This is a genomic window from Halotalea alkalilenta DSM 17697, assembly GCF_000621205.1.
In the GTDB taxonomy this organism is placed as follows: domain Bacteria; phylum Pseudomonadota; class Gammaproteobacteria; order Pseudomonadales; family Halomonadaceae; genus Halotalea; species Halotalea alkalilenta.
This window is the reverse complement of record NZ_JHYY01000014.1, coordinates 61,130-80,732: the sequence shown is the minus strand read 5'-3', so window position 1 is coordinate 80,732 and position 19,603 is coordinate 61,130. Positions and strand designations below refer to the sequence as shown.

Here is a 19,603-nt window from a genome sequence, read left to right as displayed (position 1 = left end):
GGAAGTGAAAGCAATCATTCTGACCGCCTGCCCCAGCGGCATGGCGACCAGCTACCTTGCCGCTCGACGGCTCGAGCGCGCGGCACTGCGGCGCGGCTGGGAGGTAGAGGTGGAACTGCAGGGCGAACTCGGCGGGGGCCTGCGCCTTTCGGCGGATGCGATCGCGGCGGCCGATCTGGTCCTGGTCGCCGCCAGCCGGACGGTCGATCTCTCCCGCTTCGAAGGCAAGCGGCTCTACCGCGATGCGCTCGAGGCGGCGCTGCCCAACCCCGATCGCTTCCTCGATCGCGCCGAGTTCGCCGCCGATATCTGGCATGACGATGGTGAGCGCGAGACCGCGGCGCCGGTCGAGAGCGGCGGATCGAGTGGCGCGCGCAGCGTGGTCGCGGTCACCGCCTGTCCGACCGGTGTCGCACATACCTTCATGGCCGCCGAGGCGCTGGCGGAGGCGGGGCGTGCGATGGGGCTTTCGATCAAGGTCGAGACCCAGGGATCGGTGGGCGCGCAGAACAAGCTGGAGGCGGATGAGATCGAAGCCGCCGATGTGGTGGTGCTGGCCTGCGATATCGATGTCGATAGCGCACGCTTCGCCGGCAAGCGGATCTACCGTACCTCCACCGGAGCCGCGCTGAAGAAGCCACGCCAGACGCTCGAGGCTGCGCTCGCCGAGGGGGCGGTGGAGTCCGCCTCCGCCACGGGCGGTGCGTCCAGGAGCACGGGGCAGAAGAAGGGCGTCAAGGAGCGTGGGGTCTACAAGCACCTGCTCACCGGGGTCTCGTTCATGCTGCCGATGGTGGTCGCGGGCGGACTGTGCATCGCGCTCTCGTTCGTGTTCGGGATCACCGCCTTCGAGCAGGAAGGGACGCTCGCGGCGGCGCTGATGCAGATCGGCGGCGGGACCGCATTCGCCTTGATGGTGCCGGTACTGGCGGGCTACATCGCTTATTCGATCGCCGACCGGCCGGGTATCGCCCCCGGCATGATCGGCGGCATGCTCGCAAGCTCCCTGGGCGCTGGCTTCATCGGCGGTATCGTCGCGGGGTTTCTCGCCGGCTACTGCGCCCTGGCCTTGGTGCGCTGGGTCAAGCTGCCCTCAAGCCTCGAGTCGCTGAAGCCGATCCTGATCGTGCCGCTGCTGGCGAGCTTGGTCACCGGCCTTGCGATGATCTACGTGATCGGTACCCCGGTCGCGGCGCTGCTCGATGCGCTGACCGCGTTCCTGAACTCCATGGGCTCGACCAATGCCGTGCTGCTCGGGCTGCTGCTCGGCGCGATGATGTGCGTCGATCTCGGCGGTCCGGTCAACAAGGCCTCCTATACTTTCGGCGTCGGGCTGCTGTCCACCCAGACCTATGCGCCAATGGCCGCGATCATGGCCGCCGGCATGGTGCCGCCGATCGCGATGGGGATCGCGACGCTGATCGCCAGGACCAAGTTCGCCGCCGCCGAGCGCGAGGCGGGCAAGGCGTCGCTGGTGCTGGGCCTGTGCTTCGTCAGTGAAGGGGCGATCCCCTTCGCCGCCAAGGACCCGCTGCGGGTGCTGCCGCTGTCGATCATCGGCGGCGCGATCACCGGTGGGCTGTCGATGCTCTTCGGGATCACCCTGATGGCGCCCCACGGCGGGCTGTTCGTGCTGTTGATCCCCGGCGCGGTCAACCATGCGCTGCTCTATCTGGTGGCGATCCTGGCCGGCTCGCTGTTCACCGGTATTCTCTACGCGCTGATCAAACGCCGCCCCGACGCAGTGGAGACCACCGCGACCGCGCCCACCGGCGCGGCGGTGCCCAGCGCTTCGCACTGACCCCCTCGCAAGAACGCGCCCCTGCGACATGAGTCGCGGGGGCGCGTTGGTTTCCGAGTGGAGAATGCTCAGCCCTCGTGGCCGAGCTGCTCGTCCGGTACTTGCGGACCGGCGCCTGGTGCCTCGCGGTTGAGGTGCAGGAAGTGCAGGTGGCGCTCGTACTGGTCGAGGATGTCGTTGATCACCTGCTCGCGGGTGTAGCCCATCAGGTCGTAGCCCTGAGTGCCCTCCAGCAGGTAGACCTCGAGCCGGTAGTAGTTCGCGTCGACGCGCTGGCTGCGTACCGCGAACGATGGCGAAGCGTAGCGGCGCGGCCACAGCTGGTAGTTGAAGTCCTGCTCGTCGCCCATCGAGACGTGAAGGTCCAGGTGCGGCATGCCGCTCTCCTCGATCACACCCTCGGTGAGATGGACCGTGGCGCCCTGGCGCTCGAGCTCGCCCGCTACTTCCTTCATCGCCGGGCGATAGATCTCATCGATCGCGCGCAGGGTCTGGCGGCGGCCAGGGTAGGTCATCGAGCGCGACAGTCGCTGGCGCCAGCTGCGGCTATGCCCGCGTTCGTCATTGAGGCGCCCGGAGAGCAGGCCTGCGAGGCTGCCCTTGTGGCTATCCTGGCGGAACGCTTCGATCTTGAGCGACTTGTACAGCCCGATCATGATGAAGAAGATCACGAACGAGAAGGGCAGGCCCATGATGATCGTGGCGCTCTGCAGTGTCGGTACGCCGCCGACCGACAGCATCGCCAGCGTCAGCAGGCCGATCGCCACCGACCAGAAGATCCTCAGCCAGTTGGGCGCATCGCTGTTGGCGTCTTTGAGGTAGGAGGTGAAATTGCCCAGCACCAGCGAACCCGAGTCCGCCGAGGTGACGTAGAACAGAAGCCCGGTGACGGTGGCGAGCGAGGCGCTGAAGGAGACCCAGGGGTACTCGGCGAGCAGAGAGTAGAACGCCCGCTCGGGATGGTTCATCGCTACTTCGCCGAAGGCGTCGTTGCCATTGAGCACGATATCCAGCGCGCTGTTGCCGAATACCGAAAGCCAGATCAGGGTGAAGATGAACGGAATGATCAGCGTGCCGGCGACGAACTGGCGAATGGTGCGCCCGCGCGAGATGCGCGCGAGAAAGAGGCCGACGAACGGCGCCCAGGCGATCCACCAGGCCCAGAAGAACAGGGTCCAGGAGTTCAGCCATTCGACGGGGCGGTCGAAGGCGAAGGTGTTCAGCGTCATGCCGAGGAAGCCGTCGAGGTAGTCGCCGACGTTCAGCACCAAGGCGTTGAGCAGGAAGATGGTGTCGCCGGCGAAGAGCACGAACAGGATCAGCAGGATCGCGAGCAGCACATTGAGCTCGGAAAGCCGGCGAATGCCCTTGTCGACCCCAGAGACCACCGAGATCGTCGCCATGATCACCGAGAGCAGGATGAGCGCGGCCTGGGCGGAGAGCCCCTCGGGAACGCCGAAGAGGAAGTTGAGCCCGTAGTTGAGCTGGACCACGCCGATGCCGAGCGAAGTGGCGATGCCGAAGATGGTGCCGAGCACTGCGGCGGTGTCCACGGTATGGCCGATCGGGCCGTGGATGCGTTTGCCGATCAGCGGGTAGAGCGCGGAGCGGATGGTCAGCGGCAGGTTGTAGCGAAAGCTGAAGTAGGCGAGCGTCATGCCCATCAGGGCGTACATTGCCCAGCCAGTGACGCCGTAGTGGAACATCGTCCATACCACGGCCTGGCGCGCGGCCTCGTTGGTGCCTCCCTGGCCCTCTGGCGGGGCGAGGAACTGGGTGACCGGCTCTGCCACGGCGAAGAACATCAGGTCGATGCCGATCCCGGCGGCGAACAGCATCGCCGCCCAGGTGAACAGGCTGAACTCCGGTTTCGACTGCTCTGGCCCCAGCTTGATGTTACCGAAGCGGGAGCAGGCGACCACGACGACGAAGACGATGTAGAGCGTGGCCGCGAGGAAGTAGTACCAGCCGAATCCTTCTGAGATCCAGCCGAGCAGCAGGTCGATCGTATGGTTTGCGGAGGTGGGGGCGATGATCGACCAGATGGCCAGGGCGATGATCAACGTCGATGAACTGAAGAACACGACAGGATTGAGCCGGTCTCGTTTAGCGACCTGGTTATCTTGGCTATCAAGCATAGGGTGTATCCGATCGGTTGCTGGAAGACACCCTGTATCGGCGCTCGGAGCCCGCACACCCGTCATGGCGGGTGTGCGCGGTCGTTCCAGCGACGTGGGTGTGTTTTATTGATCGTTCAATCAATAAAAATACTTGATTGTAATTACCTGTTCAACCTCGATTCCACTTATGGAACGAATTGTTTCGCCTCAGCTGAACCCTGCGAAAGTACCACACCAATCGACATTAAGGTTTCCTATACTGGTAGTGCGGAGGGCACGAAGCAGGCTCGTGGCCCAACCATCATAGGTCGTGGTCGACGAGCTGCCCAGGTGAACGAGGTGCTCACTGCGCGTTACTCGCCCTGATCGTTCGCCAGTCGACTGAGGAGGTGGATGATGGACGCTTTCATCGATACCCTGATGACCTTTCCCGTGTTCCTGTTCGCCGCTCTCTCGGCCATTTCGCTGCTTTATTGGGCGCTGGTGGCGACTCGTCTGGTGAAAGCCGAGCTGTTCGATCCCATCAGTCTGAAAGAGCGCCACCTGGCATGCGTATTTCGTTCGCTGGGCCTTGGCGGCGTGCCGGTCAGCCTGTCGCTGAGCCTGGTCTGCATCCTGGCGACGGTGATCAGCTTCCTGATCCAGGCGTTGGTGATGCGCTGGTTCGATCTTGGCATGATGGGGATTCTCGTCGGCATCGTCGAGATCTGGCTGGTGACCACCATCGCGATCCAGCTCGCCCGCCCGCTGGTAGGCATGTTGCGCCCGCTCGCGACCAGGCTGGGCGCCACGCGGTGCCGTCTCGGATCGCGGGTGGAGGTGATCGGTCAGGTCGGCCCGGACGAGTATGAAGCGCGACCGCTCGATGGCACCGACGGTAAGACCCTGCGAGTGAGTGCCAAGCCGCCGACCCGCTTCGCGCTTGGCGAGCGACTGGTGCTGGTCAAATGCCTCTCCCAGGGGCGCGGTGGAAACTATCGTGCAGTGAGTGAAGCGAGTTTCGTCGATGAGCAGCTGCACCAGCGTTCGCACGGCGGTGGCAGGGTGGCTTGATTGGGGAGTCGGGGAAAAAATCGGGGAGAAAAAAGGCGCGCCCTGGGGCGCGCCTCAGACTGCTGACAAAGTATTCCAAGATGTCACGATGGCTTCCAGCCGCCTCCGAGAGCGCGCTGGCCGGCAATCGATTGCCCCGGGGTTTGCGACATGGATGTCGCAAAAGGCGCGCCCGGACAGGGATGTCCATGCGCGCCGACCCGAGGGCAAGCGATTGATCGGCCAGGGTTTCGCGATCTCGTGGCGGCGCGTCCCCTGTCAGGGGGAGCGCGAGGGGTCCGCCCCTCGCATCTAAGCGAGCAAGAGGTGGGTTAGGGCCCAAACGGTTCTCGACTCGCCAGGATCGAGAGCGTCGCTAGGTCAAAAGGGGTTTGTCATTAATCTGGCGCGCCCTGGGGCGCGCCTTTTTGCGGGGTTGGGGTCGGATCAGCCCTGACTGGGCGGGAGCTCCGCCGGGGCTGGCCCGGCTTCGCCGTGATGCATCGGGCGCGGCGGCTGGGTCAGCGCCTCGAAGGCGGCGAGCTGGTCGGCGTCCAGCACCTCGGCCAAGGCTTCGTGGCGCTGGGCCAAGAGCTGCTCGAACGCGGCCTTGCGCGCTTCGCGACGATCACCCTTGTCCTCGCCCTGCTCACGCGGGCCGGGCTTGTCTGCGCGCTGCGGATGCTGGGCCTTAAGCCCTTCGATGAAGGTGCGCTGCGCGCTCACTACCTGTTCGCGGCTCGCCGGGTCGAGATTCCAGCTTTCCATCAGCGGGGTGAAACGCTGCTCGAAATCCTGCGTCAGGCGTTCAGGATCGAGGCGCGGGCGCTCCGGCCCGTGCTGCCCGGGCATCGGCCGCTCGAGCATCAGATAGGCGCGCTGCTGTTCGGCATCCAAAATCTGTGCGAGGCGCGTGCGCTGCTGTTCGAGCAGTTCGTCCATCGCTTGCCGGTGCGCTTGCGGTGAAGCCGCTTCGTCGCGCTGATCGCGCAGCTGTTGGCGCTGAGCGCGAAATTCCGCATCGGCGCTAGACAGGGCGCTAGTCTGATCGGCATCGAGATGCCAGCTCGCCACCACCGCCTGCTTGAGCGGGTTGCCTCGCGACATCTGATCATCGGTAGGCGACTGGGCTTGAGCGAAGGAGGAAAGGGTCGCTGCGGCGACCGCCAGGGCAAGTAGGGTCTTCTTCATGCTGATACTCCTCGGTACTGACGCCTCATGGCGTTGGTGCCAGTATCCGAGGGAGTGATGCAACCAGTATGCAGTCAGCGTGGAAGAATCCCCATCAATGGTGCAGCAATTGGTCACCACCGGACGATACTGGTGCATTCGGCTCAACGTGGTTCGGGGCTGTACTTGTAGCCGACGCCGTAGACCGAGTGGATGATCTCCCTGGTAGGCCAAGCGTCCGCGATCTTCTTGCGCAGCTTCTTCACGTGGCTGTCGACGGTGCGCTCGGAGACGATCCTGTGGTCGCGATACATCTGCTCCATCAACTGCTCGCGGGAGTAGATCCGCCCCGGGTTCTGCATCATCACGCTGAGCAGCTGGAACTCGATCGCGGTGAGCCCGAGATCCTGCCCGTCGGCGAGCGCGCGCCAGCCCTGCGGGTCGAGCACCAGCCCCTGTTTGGCCGCTACCTCGGGACCCTGCTCTTCGCTGCTCTCCATTCGACGCAGCAGCGCCTTGCAGCGCGCCAGTACCTCGCGCGGACTGAACGGTTTGCAGATGTAGTCGTCGGCGCCGATCTCGAGGCCTAGCAAGCGGTCGATCTCCTCCACCCGGGCGGTGAGCATGATGATGCCGATCTGGGGCGAGCGGTGGCGTATCTCTCGACACAGGGTCAGCCCATCTCGTCCTGGCAGCATCACGTCGAGCAGCACGAGCTTCGGCGCATGATGCTCGAGCCACGGCAGCACTTCGTCGCCGTGGGCGATGTGGGTGGCGGTGTAGCCCGCGCTCTTCAGGTAGTCGGAGACCAGTTCGGCAATCTTCGGCTCGTCCTCGACGATCAGGATGTCACTCACCTCGTTCACCTCTCGTGCGATCCGCGCTGACGCCCGCGCGTTGGTAATCTTGACGAAACATGCATTCACTCGACCAGCGGCAGGTGGACGGTCCAGCGCAGGCCACCCAATGGCGCGGCGGAGGCCCGCATCGTACCGCCATGGAGCTCGACCAGTGCCTGTGCGATCGAAAGCCCCAGGCCACTGCCACCGCGCTGGCGGTTGCGCGAGGCATCCAGGCGGAAGAGCCGTTCGGTCAAGCGGTCGAGGGCATCGACCGGCACGCCGGGTGCCGAGTCCTCCCAATTCACCACCGCGTGGGTGCGCGTCGCCTGGAGCGTGACCCGAATGCGCCCGGGCGTGTCGGTGTAGGCCTGGGAATTGTCCAGCAGATTACGCCACAGCTGGCGCAGCCGATAGGGTGCCCCTTGGATGTGGATACGCTGTTCGATCCGGGTCTCGAGTTCGAAGCCCGCGTTCTCCAAGGCATGGCGGCGCTCCTCGAGCTGGGTCGAGAGCAGCTCGCCGAGGTCGAGCCGCTCCAGCGGCGCGTCCAGGCTGTGGGTGTCGGTCTGGGCGAGCAGGCGCAGGTCGTTGACCAGCCGGCTGAGCAGCTCGACCTCCTGGCTCAGCGAGCGCAGATTGTCGACGTTCATCGGCCTGACCCCGTCCTGCATCGCCTCCAGCTCGCCGCGCAGGATCGCCAGCGGCGTACGCAGTTCGTGGGCGATGTCGGCACCCCAGCGGCGCCGAGCCGCGCGATTCTGCTCGAGGGTGCGGGCGAGCGTATTGATGTCGCTGGACAGCCGCGACAGCTCGTCCTGGCCCTGGGTCGGCAGCCTGACCCGATAATCGCCGAGGGTCAGCGACTGCGCGGCCAGCGCCATCAAACGCGCGCGCCTGCCGAGCCATAGCGCGATCCCCGCGGCGAGCACCAGTGAGGCGGGCAGCAGTGCGAGCAGGATCACCGCCAGGTTGCGCAGCTGGTTACGCAGGAAGATCCGGTCGAGGGTGGTCGAGACGTGCTCGGCGGTTGGGTAGCCGAGCGCACCGACGGTCTCGCCGGCGACCACGATAGGCACGCGTTCGAACGCCTCGTTGGGCGGTCGCCGGCCCTCGAGACGGCGGCCGTCCGCGTCGTAGAGCACGAACTGGCGCGGATCGGAAAGCGGCGGGATGAAGGGCGGCGCATTGTCCGGTGGCTCCGGCGGCATATCCAACGGATCACCCGGGCGCGTGCCCATCGAGTCGCGCAGGGTCTGCTCCCAGGCGCCTCGGCCGCGCAGCCACGACCAGCTGCGGTCGACCGACCAGCGCTCGCCGAGCACCTCCACCAAGGCCTCGACCTGATGCTGCTGGCCGCGCTTGATGTACTCGAGGAACCCTTGGTCGATGCTGCGTGCGACCGAAAAGTAGATCACCCCGCTGATCAGCAGGTTGACCAGCAGGATGGTGAAGAACAGCTTGATGCTCAGGCGACTCAGCATGGCGGCCATCGTTGACGGTGGAAGCACGGCGAACCGGGTTGCGGTTGGCACAGTCTAGGGGATGCCGGCGACCGAAGTAGCACAATCAATGTGCAAGACATCGCTCAGCCTGTGAACGCCAGCAGCGTCAGCATCAGCGGTGGCGCCAGCGCCGAGAGCAAAAAGCCGCTGACCAGCGCGACCGGCACGCAGGAGAGTCCGCCGGCGCGTCGAATCAGCGGTAGGGTGACGTCCATCGCGGTGGCGCCGCAGTAGCCGATCGCGGTGCCTGGGGTATGGCGGATCAGCAGCGGCAGCAGCAGCACCGCGAGCAGCTCGCGGGCGAGATCGTTGAAGAAGGCGATTCCCCCATGGAACGCGCTGAGCTGGTCACTGATCAGGATGCCTGAGAGCGAGTACCAGCCGAAGCCCGAGGCCAGCGCCATGCCTTGGTGCACCGGCAGCCCGAGCAGCGGCGCGGCGATCGCTCCCGCGACCAGCGAGCTGAACACCAGGGCGATGGCGATCCGCACGCCGAGCGTGTTGAGCAGCACCCGCTTGAGCGAGATGTCGGCGTGGCGCAGTTGGTGGCCGATCAGGCCCAGCAGCAGGTAGAGCGCGGCTTCGGCAGCGCTGCCCGCATGCTCGGCGAGCGGCGGGAGGAGGAGCCCCGCGAAGGTGCCGGCCGCCACGGCGAGAAGCAGTATCACCGAGCCGCCCAAGGAGGCCGCAAGCCCCGAGCTGGGGACGAAGGCGCTGGCGTCCTGCTCGCTGGCGCCGCGCCTGCCCACCAGCAGCCACAGCGCGGCGAGGTTGCAGACGGCGAGGATCACGAACAGCGTCGCTGCCTGCAGGCCGATGCGCCCGAGCTGGCGACCGAGGTCGTCGAGTCCGGCGAGGCTCGCGCCCATCAGGGCGAGGATCAAGTAGACGATGAGCTCGAGCAGCCGTCCGACGGCGTGTTCGAAACGCGGACCGCGCGGCGGCAGCAGATAGCCGAGCAGCAAGGGGAGCAGCATCAGAAGCAGACCAGCACTCATCCGGGTCGATCCAGGCAGTGGTAAAGAGATAGGGGGAGGGGGTCAGCGATCACCGAGCACGTCGAGGAAATCGTCGCGGGCGCCCTCGACCTGGGCGAACGAGGCGACTCGAGCGGCTTCGGGATCACGTGCACGCAGCGCATCGAGGATCGCGCGATGGCGCGGTAGCGACTGGCTTTCGCGATCGAGCCGGCGGCTCGATACCTTGATCGACTCCCCAAGCGCCTTGGACAGCATCTGGCACAGGTGGGCGAGCAGGTCATTGTGGGTGGCACGGGCGATACGGACGTGGAATTCCAGGTCCGGTGCAAGCCGGTCGCGTCGCGAGCGGGCCCTGCTCATCTTCGAAAAAGCCGACTCGATCGCCTCGAGCTCGTCGCTGCTGGCCGCCGTCGCGGCCAGCGCGGCGGCGGCGGGCTCGATGATCAAGCGCACCGCGAACAGATCCTCGAACAGCCCGGTCGAAAGCTCCGCGCCGACCATCCAGCCGAGCACGTCCGGGTCGAGCAGGTGCCATTCGGCGCGTGGGCGAACCACCGAGCCGACCTTGGGCTTGGCATGCACCAGCCCCTTGGCGCCCAGTACCCGCAGCGCCTCGCGCAGCACCGGCCGGCTCACGCCATAGGTGGCGAGCATCTCGCTTTCATGTGGCAGGCGCTCGCCCGGCGCAAGCTCGGAAGTCACGATCCGAGCGCCAAGATCGCGAATGATCTCGGCATGGCGATGCTTGCGGGCGGGTGGGCTGGAGGACATCGATACGGATACTCGTCGGCTCGACTCGGAGGCTGGCCGCAAAGTCTAGCACGGGCTCGTCCGGTTTCAGCGTGGGGCGTCGATCGCGGCGGGGGTGAAGGCGGTCAGCCACAGCTGGCTGTCGAGTGCGTCATGCTTGTAGTAGTCGACCTTGACCATCAGTCCGGGGTAGCGGGGATCGACGTAGAAGTCGAAACGCCGATCTGGATGGCGTGGGTCGCGTGCCTCGACTTGCACCGTAGGCCAGCGGCCAAGCGCGGTGTCGATGGTCGGGGTGGCGACGACGCGGTACTCGAGGCTGCGGGTGCGCTGGCGGTGGTCGAGATAGTCCACCCGGCACGGCGTCGTCCGCTCGCCTTGGCATTGGGGATCGTCGAGGCGGCGGCCGATCTCGATCAGCGCGGTCTGCCGGTCGGGCAGGCCTTTGCTTCGCTCGGGATCGAAACGATAGTCCTTGCCGAAGCCGAACAGCCGGTAGCGGCTTTGGAAGTCATCGGCGACCAGGCGATCGCCATCCTCGTCCAGGTGGAACTGCCCATACTCGCGCCCGCTCGCGATGCTGGCCGAAGCCGTCATCAGGCTGCTCCACTCGCCGTCGCTCCGACGCTCCAAGCGCTGCTCGACGGTCGCCTGGGGCCAGCCGCCGGCCTTGAGCCGATACTCGGCAGTGAACGGGTAGGGCGGCCGCGGTTCTGCATGGGCCATGCTCGCAAGCCCGGTCAACAGCATGGCGAGCCCCAACGTTGCGGCGCGAGGCGGTCGAATCATCGGTGCGCTCCCTGCGGTGGGGTGGGGGCAAAGGCGTGGACGTCTGCATGCTCTGACGCCGCCAAGGCGTATGGGTTCACTCATGAGTTTTCGAGCACTGCCCTTTCGGTCCTCGCCGGCCTCTGCTTAGAATCGATCGAAGGGAGTCCCCGCCGATCCGATCGAGGAGCAATGAAGATGGAGTGGCGATTCGCACGACGAGCACTAGGCAGCGTGAGCTCAGCGGTTCGAGAGATTCTCAAGGTCACCGAGCGTCGCGAGGTGATCTCCTTCGCCGGCGGCCTGCCCGCGGTCGAGAGCTTCCCGCTCGAGGCGCTGCGCGAGGCGAGCCGCCGGGTATTCGAAGGTGACGACGCCGAATCCGCCCTGCAGTATGCGACCACCGAGGGCTATGCGCCGCTTCGCGAGTGGATCGCCGCGCGACTTTCGCGCGATGGCGCACGCATCGACCCCCGCCAGGTGCTGCTGACTACCGGCTCCCAGCAGGCGCTCGACCTGATCGGCAAGGCATTGATCGACCCGGGCGACCGGGTGCTGGTCGAGACCCCGACCTATCTTGGCGCGCTGCAGGCGTTGCGGCTCTACGAGCCGGATTTCGTCTCGCTGCCGAGCGACGACCAGGGGCTCGAGCCGAAGGCCTTGAACGAGGCGCTGCTCGACGGTGCCAAGTGCCTCTATACGATCCCCAACTTCCAGAATCCCACCGGGCGTCGGCTGCCGCTGGCGCGCCGGCAGGCGCTTGCGGCGCTGGCCGAGCGGCGCGGGCTGACCCTGGTCGAAGACGATCCCTACGGCGAGCTCGACTACCAAGGAGCGCATCTTCCCAGCCTGCTCTCTTTGGCACCGCACAACACCCTGTACCTGGGGTCGTTCTCCAAGGTGCTCTCTCCGGGGATGCGGCTGGGCTACGTGGTCGGTCCGGTCGAGGTGATCGACAAGCTGGTCCAGCTCAAGCAGGCGAGCGATCTCCACACCGCCGGGCTTACGCAGCGGATCGTCTTCGAGGCGGTCAAGGACGGACTGCTCGAGCGTCACCTGCCGCAGGTGCGCAAGCTCTATGCCCGGCGCTGCGCGGCGATGCTGGACGCGCTGGCGCGGCACATGCCGCAGGGCGTGCGCTGGAATCGCCCCGAAGGCGGGATGTTCATCTGGGTCGAGCTCCCGGCGGGAGTGGACGCCAGCCTGCTGTTCGAACGTGCGATCGCGGAAGAAGTCGCCTTCGTGCCCGGCGCGCCTTTCTATGCCAACCACGCCGAGCTCAACACCCTGCGGCTCGCCTTCGTCACCGTCGATGAGCTGCGTATCGACGCGGGCATCGCGCGTCTCGGCGCGCTGCTTGGCGAGATGCTCGAGGCAGAGCCGGCAAGCGTCGTAGGGCTTGAGATCTAGAGACGCTCAGGCTCGATCAGGCCGGTTTCGCCGGGCCAGAAATGAGTGCGAGCCCAAGCCTGCTGATGCTGGCGCATCAGCCGGGCGGTGAGGCTGCCGCGGTCTTTCGCGCTTTGTTCAGCGCACCAGGCAGCTGAGCGGTTCGCCGGCATGGAGTGCGGCGAGGTTGTCGAGGGCGCGCTGGCGCTGGGCGCCCTGGGCCTGGTGGGTGAGCGGTGCGATATGCGGGCTGAGCAGCATCCGCGGGCTGCGTTTCAGCGCCTCCGGCACCTCGGGCTCGTGCTCGAACACATCGAGCGCGGCGCCGCCGAGGATGCCCTGCTCGAGTACCTCGATCAGCGCGGTCTCATCGACCACGTAGCCGCGCGAGACATTGACCAGATAGCCTTCGCTGCCCAGCGCAGCCATCACTTCACGGTTCACCGCATGGCGGTTGTAGGCCCCGGCGCGCACCGTGACCATCAGCACGTCGCACCACTCGGCCAGCGCCTCGAGACTCGGCAGGTAGCGATACGCCACGTCGGGACGCGGTGCGCGACCGTAATAGCCGATCTCCATCTCCATGGCCTGCGCGCGGCTCGCCACCCGGCGGCCGATCTCGCCCAGCCCGTAGATGCCCAAGCGACGGCCGACCAGTCCAGCGGAGAGCGGCAGCGCGGAGAACCCATTGCCCTGCCAGCGGCCGTCGCGCACGTAGTCGTGGGCGGCGACGATACCCCGTACCCCGGCCAGCATCAGGCCGGTCGCGTACTCGGCGACGCTCGAGGCGTTGGCGTCGCCCGCATTGGCCACCCGCACCCCGCGCTCGGCGGCAGCGTCGAGATCGATACGATCGAAGCCGGTGCCGTAGCAGACGATCAGCTCCAGCGCGGGCAGCGCATCGAGCAGTGCTGCGTCGATCGGCAGCCCCCCTTTGGTGATCATCGCCCGCACCTTGTCGCTTCCCGGCGGCAGCGCCGAGGGCTCCATGCGCGCTAGCGGACCGAGCAGCCGATAGCGGCTTTCGAGTTCGGCGATGAAGTCGGCGGGAAGCGAGAAGGTCATCAGCACGTTGGAGGGCATGGTCGGCCAAGGCTCCTGGTCAGGTGGGCTGCGTCGACGCTCGGCGCACGCGGGCGGGTGTGGATATTTCGATGGTATACCAGTGGTATGGTATTTGCACCGCAGTGCGTAAAGGGGAGCGGCAATGCCCGGCACTGCAGGCTTTCACCGCGCCTTGCGGCGAGGTTGGCGGGCTGTGGCGGTGCAGGCCGATCGCAGTTTGGCGCCATGTTGGTGCAATGCGCGGCTCCTTCTCTCGCTCTGTTCTCCATCATCCAGCTGCATGAGGCCAGTGCAATGTGGCAGGCCAGTCCTCCATCCGACCCGCGGCTCCTCGCTGAGCGACTGTTCGGCGCGCTCGCCGAGATCGGCTGCGATCCGCCGGGCATCACCCGCGACGCCTACGGCGACGGCGAGCAGCGCGCCTTCGAGACCATCGCCAGCGCAGCGCAGTCGCTCGGCGGCTCGATCGAGCGGGACGCGGCGGCCAATCTCTACTGCCGCTTCGCCGGTGCCTCCCCCGCGCTGCCGATGTGGGTCAGCGGCTCTCATTTGGACTCGGTGCCCCACGGCGGCAATTTCGATGGTGCCGCCGGGGTGATCGCACCGCTGTGCGCGCTGGCCAAATTGGCCGCCGAAGGCCGGCGTCCGCTGCGCGACGTGGTGGTCGCCGCTTTTCGTGCCGAAGAGAGCACCTGGTTCCCGCTCTCCTATCCTGGCAGCCGCGCCGCCTTCGGCATGCTCGACGCCGAGGCGCTGCGGCTGACCCGGGCCGATAGCGGCCGCTCGCTGGCCGATCACCTTCGCGATTGCGGTGGCGATCCCGAGCGGGTCGCCGCTGGCGAGGCCTGGCTCGACCCCGCTCGCCTGCACGGCTTCATCGAGCTGCACATCGAGCAGGGGCCGCTGCTCGAACATCTCGGCGTGCCGCTCGGGGTGGTCAGCGGGATCAGCGGCAGCTTTCGCTATCGCCGTGCGCGCCTGCTCGGGGCCCATGGCCACTCCGGCGCGGTGCCGCGCGAGCTGCGCCAGGATACGGTGTTCGCCTTCGCCGCGCTGGTCGGCGAGCTCGACGCGCTGTGGAGCGATCTCGAGCGCCGCGGCGAGCGGGCGACGATCACCTGCGGACAGGTGCATACCGACCCGACGGTGGATGCCTTCAGCAAGATCCCTGGCGAGCTCGGCTTCTGCCTCGATGTGCGCAGCGAGCGGGAGGAGACGCTTGCCGAGATCGAGCAGGCGCTAGCGGCGATGCTCGCCCGGATCGAGCGCGAGCGCGGCGTCAGGGCTGAGCTTGGCGAGCGCACCTCGAGCAGGGCGGCGCGGATGGATCCGACGCTGCGCCGACTGCTGCGCGAGGCGGCCGAACGAGCCGGGCTTGCGCCGCCGACGCTGCCGAGCGGTGCCGGACACGACGCGGCGACCTTCTCCCATCAGGGGGTGCCGAGCGCGATGCTGTTCGTGCGCAACCAGCACGGCAGCCACAACCCTTTCGAAGCGATGGAGCTGGATGACTTCTTCGATGCGAGCGCGGTGCTCGCCGAGGTCCTGGCGCAATGAGCGCTTCGACGACGGCCGTCGGCGCCAGTGCGCGCCGCCGGCAGGGCAGTGTAGACAACCATAACGACGATCCTGGAGTTTTCATGCGAACGATCTTTGCCAACCGCCTGATCGGCGGCGCGCTGCTTGGCGCGAGTCTCGTCACCACCGCCCAGGCGGCCACCACCTGGACGGTGGTCACCCCGTGGCCGGAGAGCAATTTCCACGTCAAGAACCTGCGTGACTTCGCCGAGCGGGTGGAGGAGGTCACCGATGGCGAGGTGATGATCGAGGTCCATGCCGGGGGAGATCTCGGTCTCAGGGGGCCTGAGCTGCTCACCTCGGTGCGCGACGGGATCATCCAGGGCGCCGACATGCTGCTCACCCAGCAGGTCGGCGATGCGCCGCTGCTCGGCGTCGAGTCGGTGCCCTATCTCACCCGCAACCCCGAGGACGCCGCGCTGCTGCGGTCGATGGCCTGGCCTTACTACGAAGGCGTCGCCGCCCAGTTCAACCAGAAGTTCCTCTATACCGTGCCGTGGCCGGGGCAGGGGGTATTCAGCAATCGTCCGGTGGAGAAGGTCGACGATCTTCGCGGGCTGCGGCTGCGCACGGTGGACAAGAACGGCACCGACTTCTTCAACGCGCTGGGCGCTTCGCCGATCCAGATGCCGTGGGGCGAGGTGATTCCCGCCTTCGCCTCCGGGGCGATCGACGGTGTCGCCACCTCGAGCCCCTCGGGCGTCGACGGCAGCTTCTGGGACTTCGCCAAGTACTTCAACAAGCTCGATTGGCAGCTGGCGCCCGATGTGCTGAGCGTCAACCTGGACGCCTGGAACGCACTCAGTGAAACCCAGCGTGCGGCGATCGAGTCGCTGGCGGCCGAGCGCCAGCCGGTCTACCAGCAGACCTCCAAGGACGAGGACGACAGCGCCACGGCGCTCCTGGTCGAGCGGGGCATCGAGGTCAGCGCCCCGGACGAGGCCTTCTCCGCGGCGCTGTCCGAAGCGGCGCAGCCGCAGTGGCAGGCCTTCCGTCAGAGCGCGGGGAGCGACGCCGATGCGCTGATCGGAGCCTATCTCGAGGCGCGTGATCAATGAGCGAGCAGCCTGCCACCGCCGTCGCGCCCAGCGGTCTCGACACGCTGGTTCGACGGTTGGTGCGGGGCGGCCACCGGCTGAGCCAGGCCGCCGCGGCACTCGCTGCGGTGGCGATGGCCTCGCTGTTCGTGCTGATGCTGGCCGAGATCGTCGCCCGCAACCTTTTCTCCCGCAGCCTGGGCTTCAGCTGGGAGATCAGCGGCTACCTGCTTGGCGCGGTGATCTTCCTCGGCAGCGGCTGGACCCTGCGTAACGGTCGCCACATCCGCATCATGCTGCTGCTCGAACACGCCGGTCCCCGGATGCGGCGGGCGCTGGACCTGGTCGCCACGCTGATCGCGGTGCTGGTGGTCGGCCAGCTGGTCCATGCGTTCTCGATCATGACCTGGCAGAGCTGGGCCAACGGGGTGGTGTCGAGCACCTCCGAGCAGTTCCCGCTGGTCTGGCCACGGCTCGCGATCCTGCTCGGGCTGGTGGTATGGGAGATCCAGCTGCTGCTGCGCGTGCTGGTGCTGTGCGTCGCGCCGAGGCTGCTGAATTTCGATGAACGCCGGCTGGAGACGATGTCATGAGCGCGATTCTGCTGACGCTTCTGGGCTGCATCCTGCTGCTGCTCTCGGCGGGGGTGTGGGTGGGGGCGGGCCTTGCCGGGGTCGGTGTGGTGCTGCTCGAGGTCTTCCGGCCGATGATGCCGGTCGAGCGGCTGCTGTCGCAGACGGTGTGGAACACGGTCACCGGGCCTGAGCTCGTGGCGCTGCCGCTGTTCATCCTGATGGGGGAGATCCTCTTCCGTACCCGGCTGACCAAGCTGCTGTTCGACGGCCTCGCTCCCTGGGTCGATCGCATCCCCGGGCGGCTTCTGCACACCAACATCCTGGGCTGCACGCTGTTCGCGGCGATCTCCGGATCATCGGCGGCGACCACCGCGACGGTCGGGCGGATCACCTCGAGCGAGCTGATCGCCCGCGGTTACGATGCCCGTACCGCCGCGGGCGGCCTGGCCGGCGCCGGCACCCTCGGTTTCTTGATTCCGCCGAGCACGATTATGATCATCTACGGGGTGCTGGCCCAGGTCTCGATCCTCAAGATGTTCATGGCCGGGATCGTTCCAGGGCTGCTGCTGGCGCTCTGCTTCATGCTCTATACCGGCGCGACCGCGATGATCTACCCGCAGCGGCTGCCGCCGCGCGAGGGTGCGCGCCCGGCGTTCAGGGACTACGTACGCGCGCTGGGCCAGCTCGCCCCGGTGGTGCTGTTGATCGGCTTCGTCGTCGGCAGCATGCTCGGCGGCTTCGCTACGCCCACCGAGGCGGGGGCGATAGGTGTGTTCGGCGCGCTGGTCGTCGGCGCCCTGCAGCGCTGCCTGAACCCACGGACGCTGTGGGATGCGCTGCTCGGCGCGGCGCAGGTGACCAGCATGATCGGGTTGATCATCGTCGGCGCGGTGTTCCTGTCGGTGGCGATGGGTTTTCTCTCGATCCCGCGCACCATCTCCGGGGCGATCAGCGATCTGGGGCTTTCGCCCTTCATGCTGATCCTGCTGCTGCTGGTGTTCTACATCCTGCTCGGCACCGTGCTCGAGGGCATGTCGATCATCGTCATGACCCTGCCGATCACCCTGCCGCTGGTGATCCAGGCCGGGTTCGACCCGATCTGGTTCGGGGTGTTCCTGATCCTGGTGGTCGAGATGGCCCAGATCACTCCGCCGGTGGGTTTCAACTTGTTCGTGATCAACGGCATCACCGGCTTGAGCATCGCGACGCTTACGCGCGCGGTACTGCCGTTCTTCGTGATCATGGTGCTGTTCACCTTAGGCCTTGCGCTGGTGCCGGAGATCGTCACGTGGCTGCCGAATCGGCTGGGTTGAAGGTGGCGGCGATCGACTACCGGCTGGTGCCGATCGGTGACGGCGGGGTGCTGGTCGACTGCGGCGAGCGTATCGAGTCCGAGGTCAACGCCTGGGTTCGCGCCGCCGCGCGGGCGATCGAGGAAGCGAAGCTGGCAGGCGTACTGGAACTGGTGCCGACCTATCGGTCGCTGGCGGTGTTCTACGACAGCTGCGTGGTGCGCCAGGCTGAGCTGCTGGCGCGCTTGCCGGCCTTGCTCGATCGGATTGCCAGCGTGCCGGGCGCGGCCCGGCGCTGGCGGATCCCGGTCTGCTACGGCGGCGAATATGGCATCGATCTCGAGCCGCTGGCCGAGCGCCATGGACTCTCCCCGGCGCAGCTGGTCGAGCGCCACGCAGCGAGGATCTACCGGATCTACATGATCGGCTTCATGCCCGGCTTCGCTTACCTCGGCGGGCTCGACCCGAGTCTGCATACGCCGCGGCGCGACTCGCCGCGATCGCTCACGCCGGAGGGCAGCATCAGCATCGGCGGTGCCCAGACCGCGGTCGCTTCGGTGGCGGCGCCCAGCGGCTGGCACCTGATCGGACGCACACCGGTGCGTACCTTCGAGCCCGAGCGCGAGCGTCCGTTCCTGCTCGACGCCGGCGACGAAGTACGCTTCGTGCCGATCGAACATGCGCGTTTCGCCGCCTTCGAAGCCTGCGCCGAGGAGGATTGGCAATGGAGCGAGGCAGTATGAGCGTCAACGGTCGCTGCCGGCTGAGAGTGCTTTCGCCTGGACTGGCCGCGAGCCTCCAGGACGCCGGTCGTCCCGGGCTGGGCGCGTTCGGCGTGCCGCCCTCGGGCCCGCTCGACGAACTGAGCTTCACCCTCGCCAACGCCCTGGTGGGCAACCCGGTCGGCGCTACTGCGCTCGAGTTCAGCCTGGTCGGTCCTCGCCTGCTGGTCGAGGGCGCGCCCTGCGTGATCGCGGTGTGCGGCGATGCGCGAGTCGAGATCAATGGCGAGGAGTCCGATGCCTACCGCAGCCACTGGCTCGAGCCGGGGGATCGATTGAGCCTGCCCCGGCTGCGCAGCGGTGCGCGCGGCTACCTGGCGATCGCTGGGGGCTTCGCCGCCCGCAGCAGCCTCGGCAGCCGGGCGACCCTGCTGCGCGCTGGGCTGGGCGGGCTGGACGGCCGTTGTCTCGTCGCCGGCGACCTGCTCAAGGCGCAGGAAACGGCGGCGCGCCACCGGCTGCGTCGCTGCGACCGGCTGCTGCCCCAGCGCGACCGGCGGCCGATCCGGGTGGTGCTCGGCCCCCAGCATGACTATTTCGCCCCCGAGCAGCGTGAGCGGTGGCTTGCAAGCGAGTATCGAATCGGCGCCTCCTCGGATCGCATGGGCTATCGCCTGGAAGGGCCGCCGATCCAATGTGCCGCGGGTCACAACATCGTCTCGGATGCGATCGCGACCGGCAGCATCCAGGTGCCGGGCAGCGGAGAGCCGATCATCGCGATGCATGATCGCCAGAGCACCGGCGGCTATCCGAAGATCGCCACCGTGATCCGCGCCGATCTGATCCGCTTGGGCCAGCTCGCCCCCGGGGACCGGCTCGGCTTCGAGGCGGTCTCGGTGGAGCAGGGGGAGGATATCTGGCGCGGGCGCTCGCGCGAGCTGGCGCGGCTGCTTGAGAGGCTGGGCTGAGGCGCGATGCGA

17 protein-coding genes are annotated in these 19,603 nt (G+C 67.0%); 9 read left to right on the top strand and 8 right to left on the bottom strand.

What is annotated here, in order from left to right:
- The first annotated feature begins 4 nt into the window (after positions 1–4).
- On the top strand, positions 5–1,801 hold the full coding sequence (locus Q376_RS0101445; RefSeq protein ID WP_027348790.1) for a PTS fructose-like transporter subunit IIB: 1,797 nt from the start codon (positions 5–7) through the stop codon (positions 1,799–1,801).
- Between the two features lie 68 nt (positions 1,802–1,869).
- Here the strand turns inward: Q376_RS0101445 and Q376_RS0101440 are convergent, their stop codons facing one another.
- The gene (locus Q376_RS0101440; protein WP_027348789.1) at positions 1,870–3,939 is read right to left on the bottom strand and encodes a choline transporter; all 2,070 of its coding nucleotides are present in this window, start codon (positions 3,937–3,939) and stop codon (positions 1,870–1,872) included.
- A gap of 378 nt (positions 3,940–4,317) precedes the next feature.
- On the opposite strand from Q376_RS0101440, the gene Q376_RS0101435 reads away from it, so the two are divergent.
- Complete coding sequence (locus Q376_RS0101435) at positions 4,318–4,974, top strand: hypothetical protein (RefSeq protein ID WP_027348788.1); 657 nt, start codon at positions 4,318–4,320, stop codon at positions 4,972–4,974.
- A 426-nt stretch (positions 4,975–5,400) separates the two neighbouring features.
- Here the strand turns inward: Q376_RS0101435 and Q376_RS0101430 are convergent, their stop codons facing one another.
- The 6 genes from Q376_RS0101430 to Q376_RS0101405 all read right to left on the bottom strand — a co-directional run bounded on the left by Q376_RS0101430 (position 5,401) and on the right by Q376_RS0101405 (position 10,986).
- Positions 5,401–6,144: a hypothetical protein gene (locus Q376_RS0101430; RefSeq protein WP_027348787.1), complete on the bottom strand. Its 744-nt coding sequence runs from the start codon at positions 6,142–6,144 to the stop codon at positions 5,401–5,403.
- A gap of 143 nt (positions 6,145–6,287) precedes the next feature.
- Complete coding sequence (locus Q376_RS0101425) at positions 6,288–6,989, bottom strand: response regulator (protein WP_027348786.1); 702 nt, start codon at positions 6,987–6,989, stop codon at positions 6,288–6,290.
- 56 nt (positions 6,990–7,045) lie between these two features.
- Positions 7,046–8,446 carry an ATP-binding protein gene (locus tag Q376_RS0101420; protein WP_245598882.1) on the bottom strand — a complete coding sequence of 467 codons (1,401 nt, stop codon included), beginning with the start codon at positions 8,444–8,446 and terminating at the stop codon, positions 7,046–7,048.
- Between the two features lie 104 nt (positions 8,447–8,550).
- Entirely contained in the window at positions 8,551–9,465 is a 915-nt protein-coding gene (locus Q376_RS0101415; RefSeq protein WP_027348784.1) for a LysO family transporter, read from the bottom strand.
- Positions 9,466–9,507: 42 nt separating this feature from the next.
- Positions 9,508–10,218 (bottom strand): FadR/GntR family transcriptional regulator, encoded by a 711-nt coding sequence (locus Q376_RS0101410; RefSeq protein ID WP_027348783.1) that lies wholly within the window; start codon positions 10,216–10,218, stop codon positions 9,508–9,510.
- A 66-nt stretch (positions 10,219–10,284) separates the two neighbouring features.
- Positions 10,285–10,986, bottom strand: coding sequence for a hypothetical protein (locus Q376_RS0101405; protein WP_027348782.1), 702 nt, complete (start codon positions 10,984–10,986; stop codon positions 10,285–10,287).
- 213 nt (positions 10,987–11,199) lie between these two features.
- Between Q376_RS0101405 and Q376_RS0101400 the strand changes: the two genes are divergently transcribed.
- On the top strand, positions 11,200–12,375 hold the full coding sequence (locus Q376_RS0101400; RefSeq protein ID WP_245598881.1) for an aminotransferase-like domain-containing protein: 1,176 nt from the start codon (positions 11,200–11,202) through the stop codon (positions 12,373–12,375).
- Positions 12,376–12,492: 117 nt separating this feature from the next.
- On the opposite strand, the gene Q376_RS0101395 is transcribed toward Q376_RS0101400, so the two are convergent.
- On the bottom strand, positions 12,493–13,437 hold the full coding sequence (locus Q376_RS0101395) for a 2-hydroxyacid dehydrogenase (protein ID WP_027348780.1): 945 nt from the start codon (positions 13,435–13,437) through the stop codon (positions 12,493–12,495).
- A gap of 276 nt (positions 13,438–13,713) precedes the next feature.
- Here Q376_RS0101395 and Q376_RS0101390 point away from each other — a divergent pair, with 276 nt between their 5' ends.
- From Q376_RS0101390 to Q376_RS21000, 6 genes are all read left to right on the top strand, one after another.
- Positions 13,714–14,976 carry a Zn-dependent hydrolase gene (locus Q376_RS0101390; protein ID WP_027348779.1) on the top strand — a complete coding sequence of 421 codons (1,263 nt, stop codon included), beginning with the start codon at positions 13,714–13,716 and terminating at the stop codon, positions 14,974–14,976.
- A gap of 83 nt (positions 14,977–15,059) precedes the next feature.
- Positions 15,060–16,055, top strand: a complete 996-nt coding sequence (locus Q376_RS0101385) for a TRAP transporter substrate-binding protein (RefSeq protein WP_043445680.1) — start codon at positions 15,060–15,062, stop codon at positions 16,053–16,055.
- Complete coding sequence (locus tag Q376_RS23855; RefSeq protein WP_052364839.1) at positions 16,052–16,627, top strand: TRAP transporter small permease subunit; 576 nt, start codon at positions 16,052–16,054, stop codon at positions 16,625–16,627. The genes Q376_RS0101385 and Q376_RS23855 overlap by 4 nt, the downstream gene beginning before the upstream one ends.
- Positions 16,624–17,922 carry a TRAP transporter large permease gene (locus tag Q376_RS0101375; protein WP_027348777.1) on the top strand — a complete coding sequence of 433 codons (1,299 nt, stop codon included), beginning with the start codon at positions 16,624–16,626 and terminating at the stop codon, positions 17,920–17,922. The genes Q376_RS23855 and Q376_RS0101375 overlap by 4 nt, the downstream gene beginning before the upstream one ends.
- Complete coding sequence (pxpB, locus tag Q376_RS0101370) at positions 17,898–18,644, top strand: 5-oxoprolinase subunit PxpB (protein ID WP_211266583.1); 747 nt, start codon at positions 17,898–17,900, stop codon at positions 18,642–18,644. The genes Q376_RS0101375 and pxpB overlap by 25 nt, the downstream gene beginning before the upstream one ends.
- Entirely contained in the window at positions 18,641–19,591 is a 951-nt protein-coding gene (locus tag Q376_RS21000; protein ID WP_043445677.1) for a 5-oxoprolinase subunit C family protein, read from the top strand. The genes pxpB and Q376_RS21000 overlap by 4 nt, the downstream gene beginning before the upstream one ends.
- Positions 19,592–19,603: the final 12 nt, after the last annotated feature.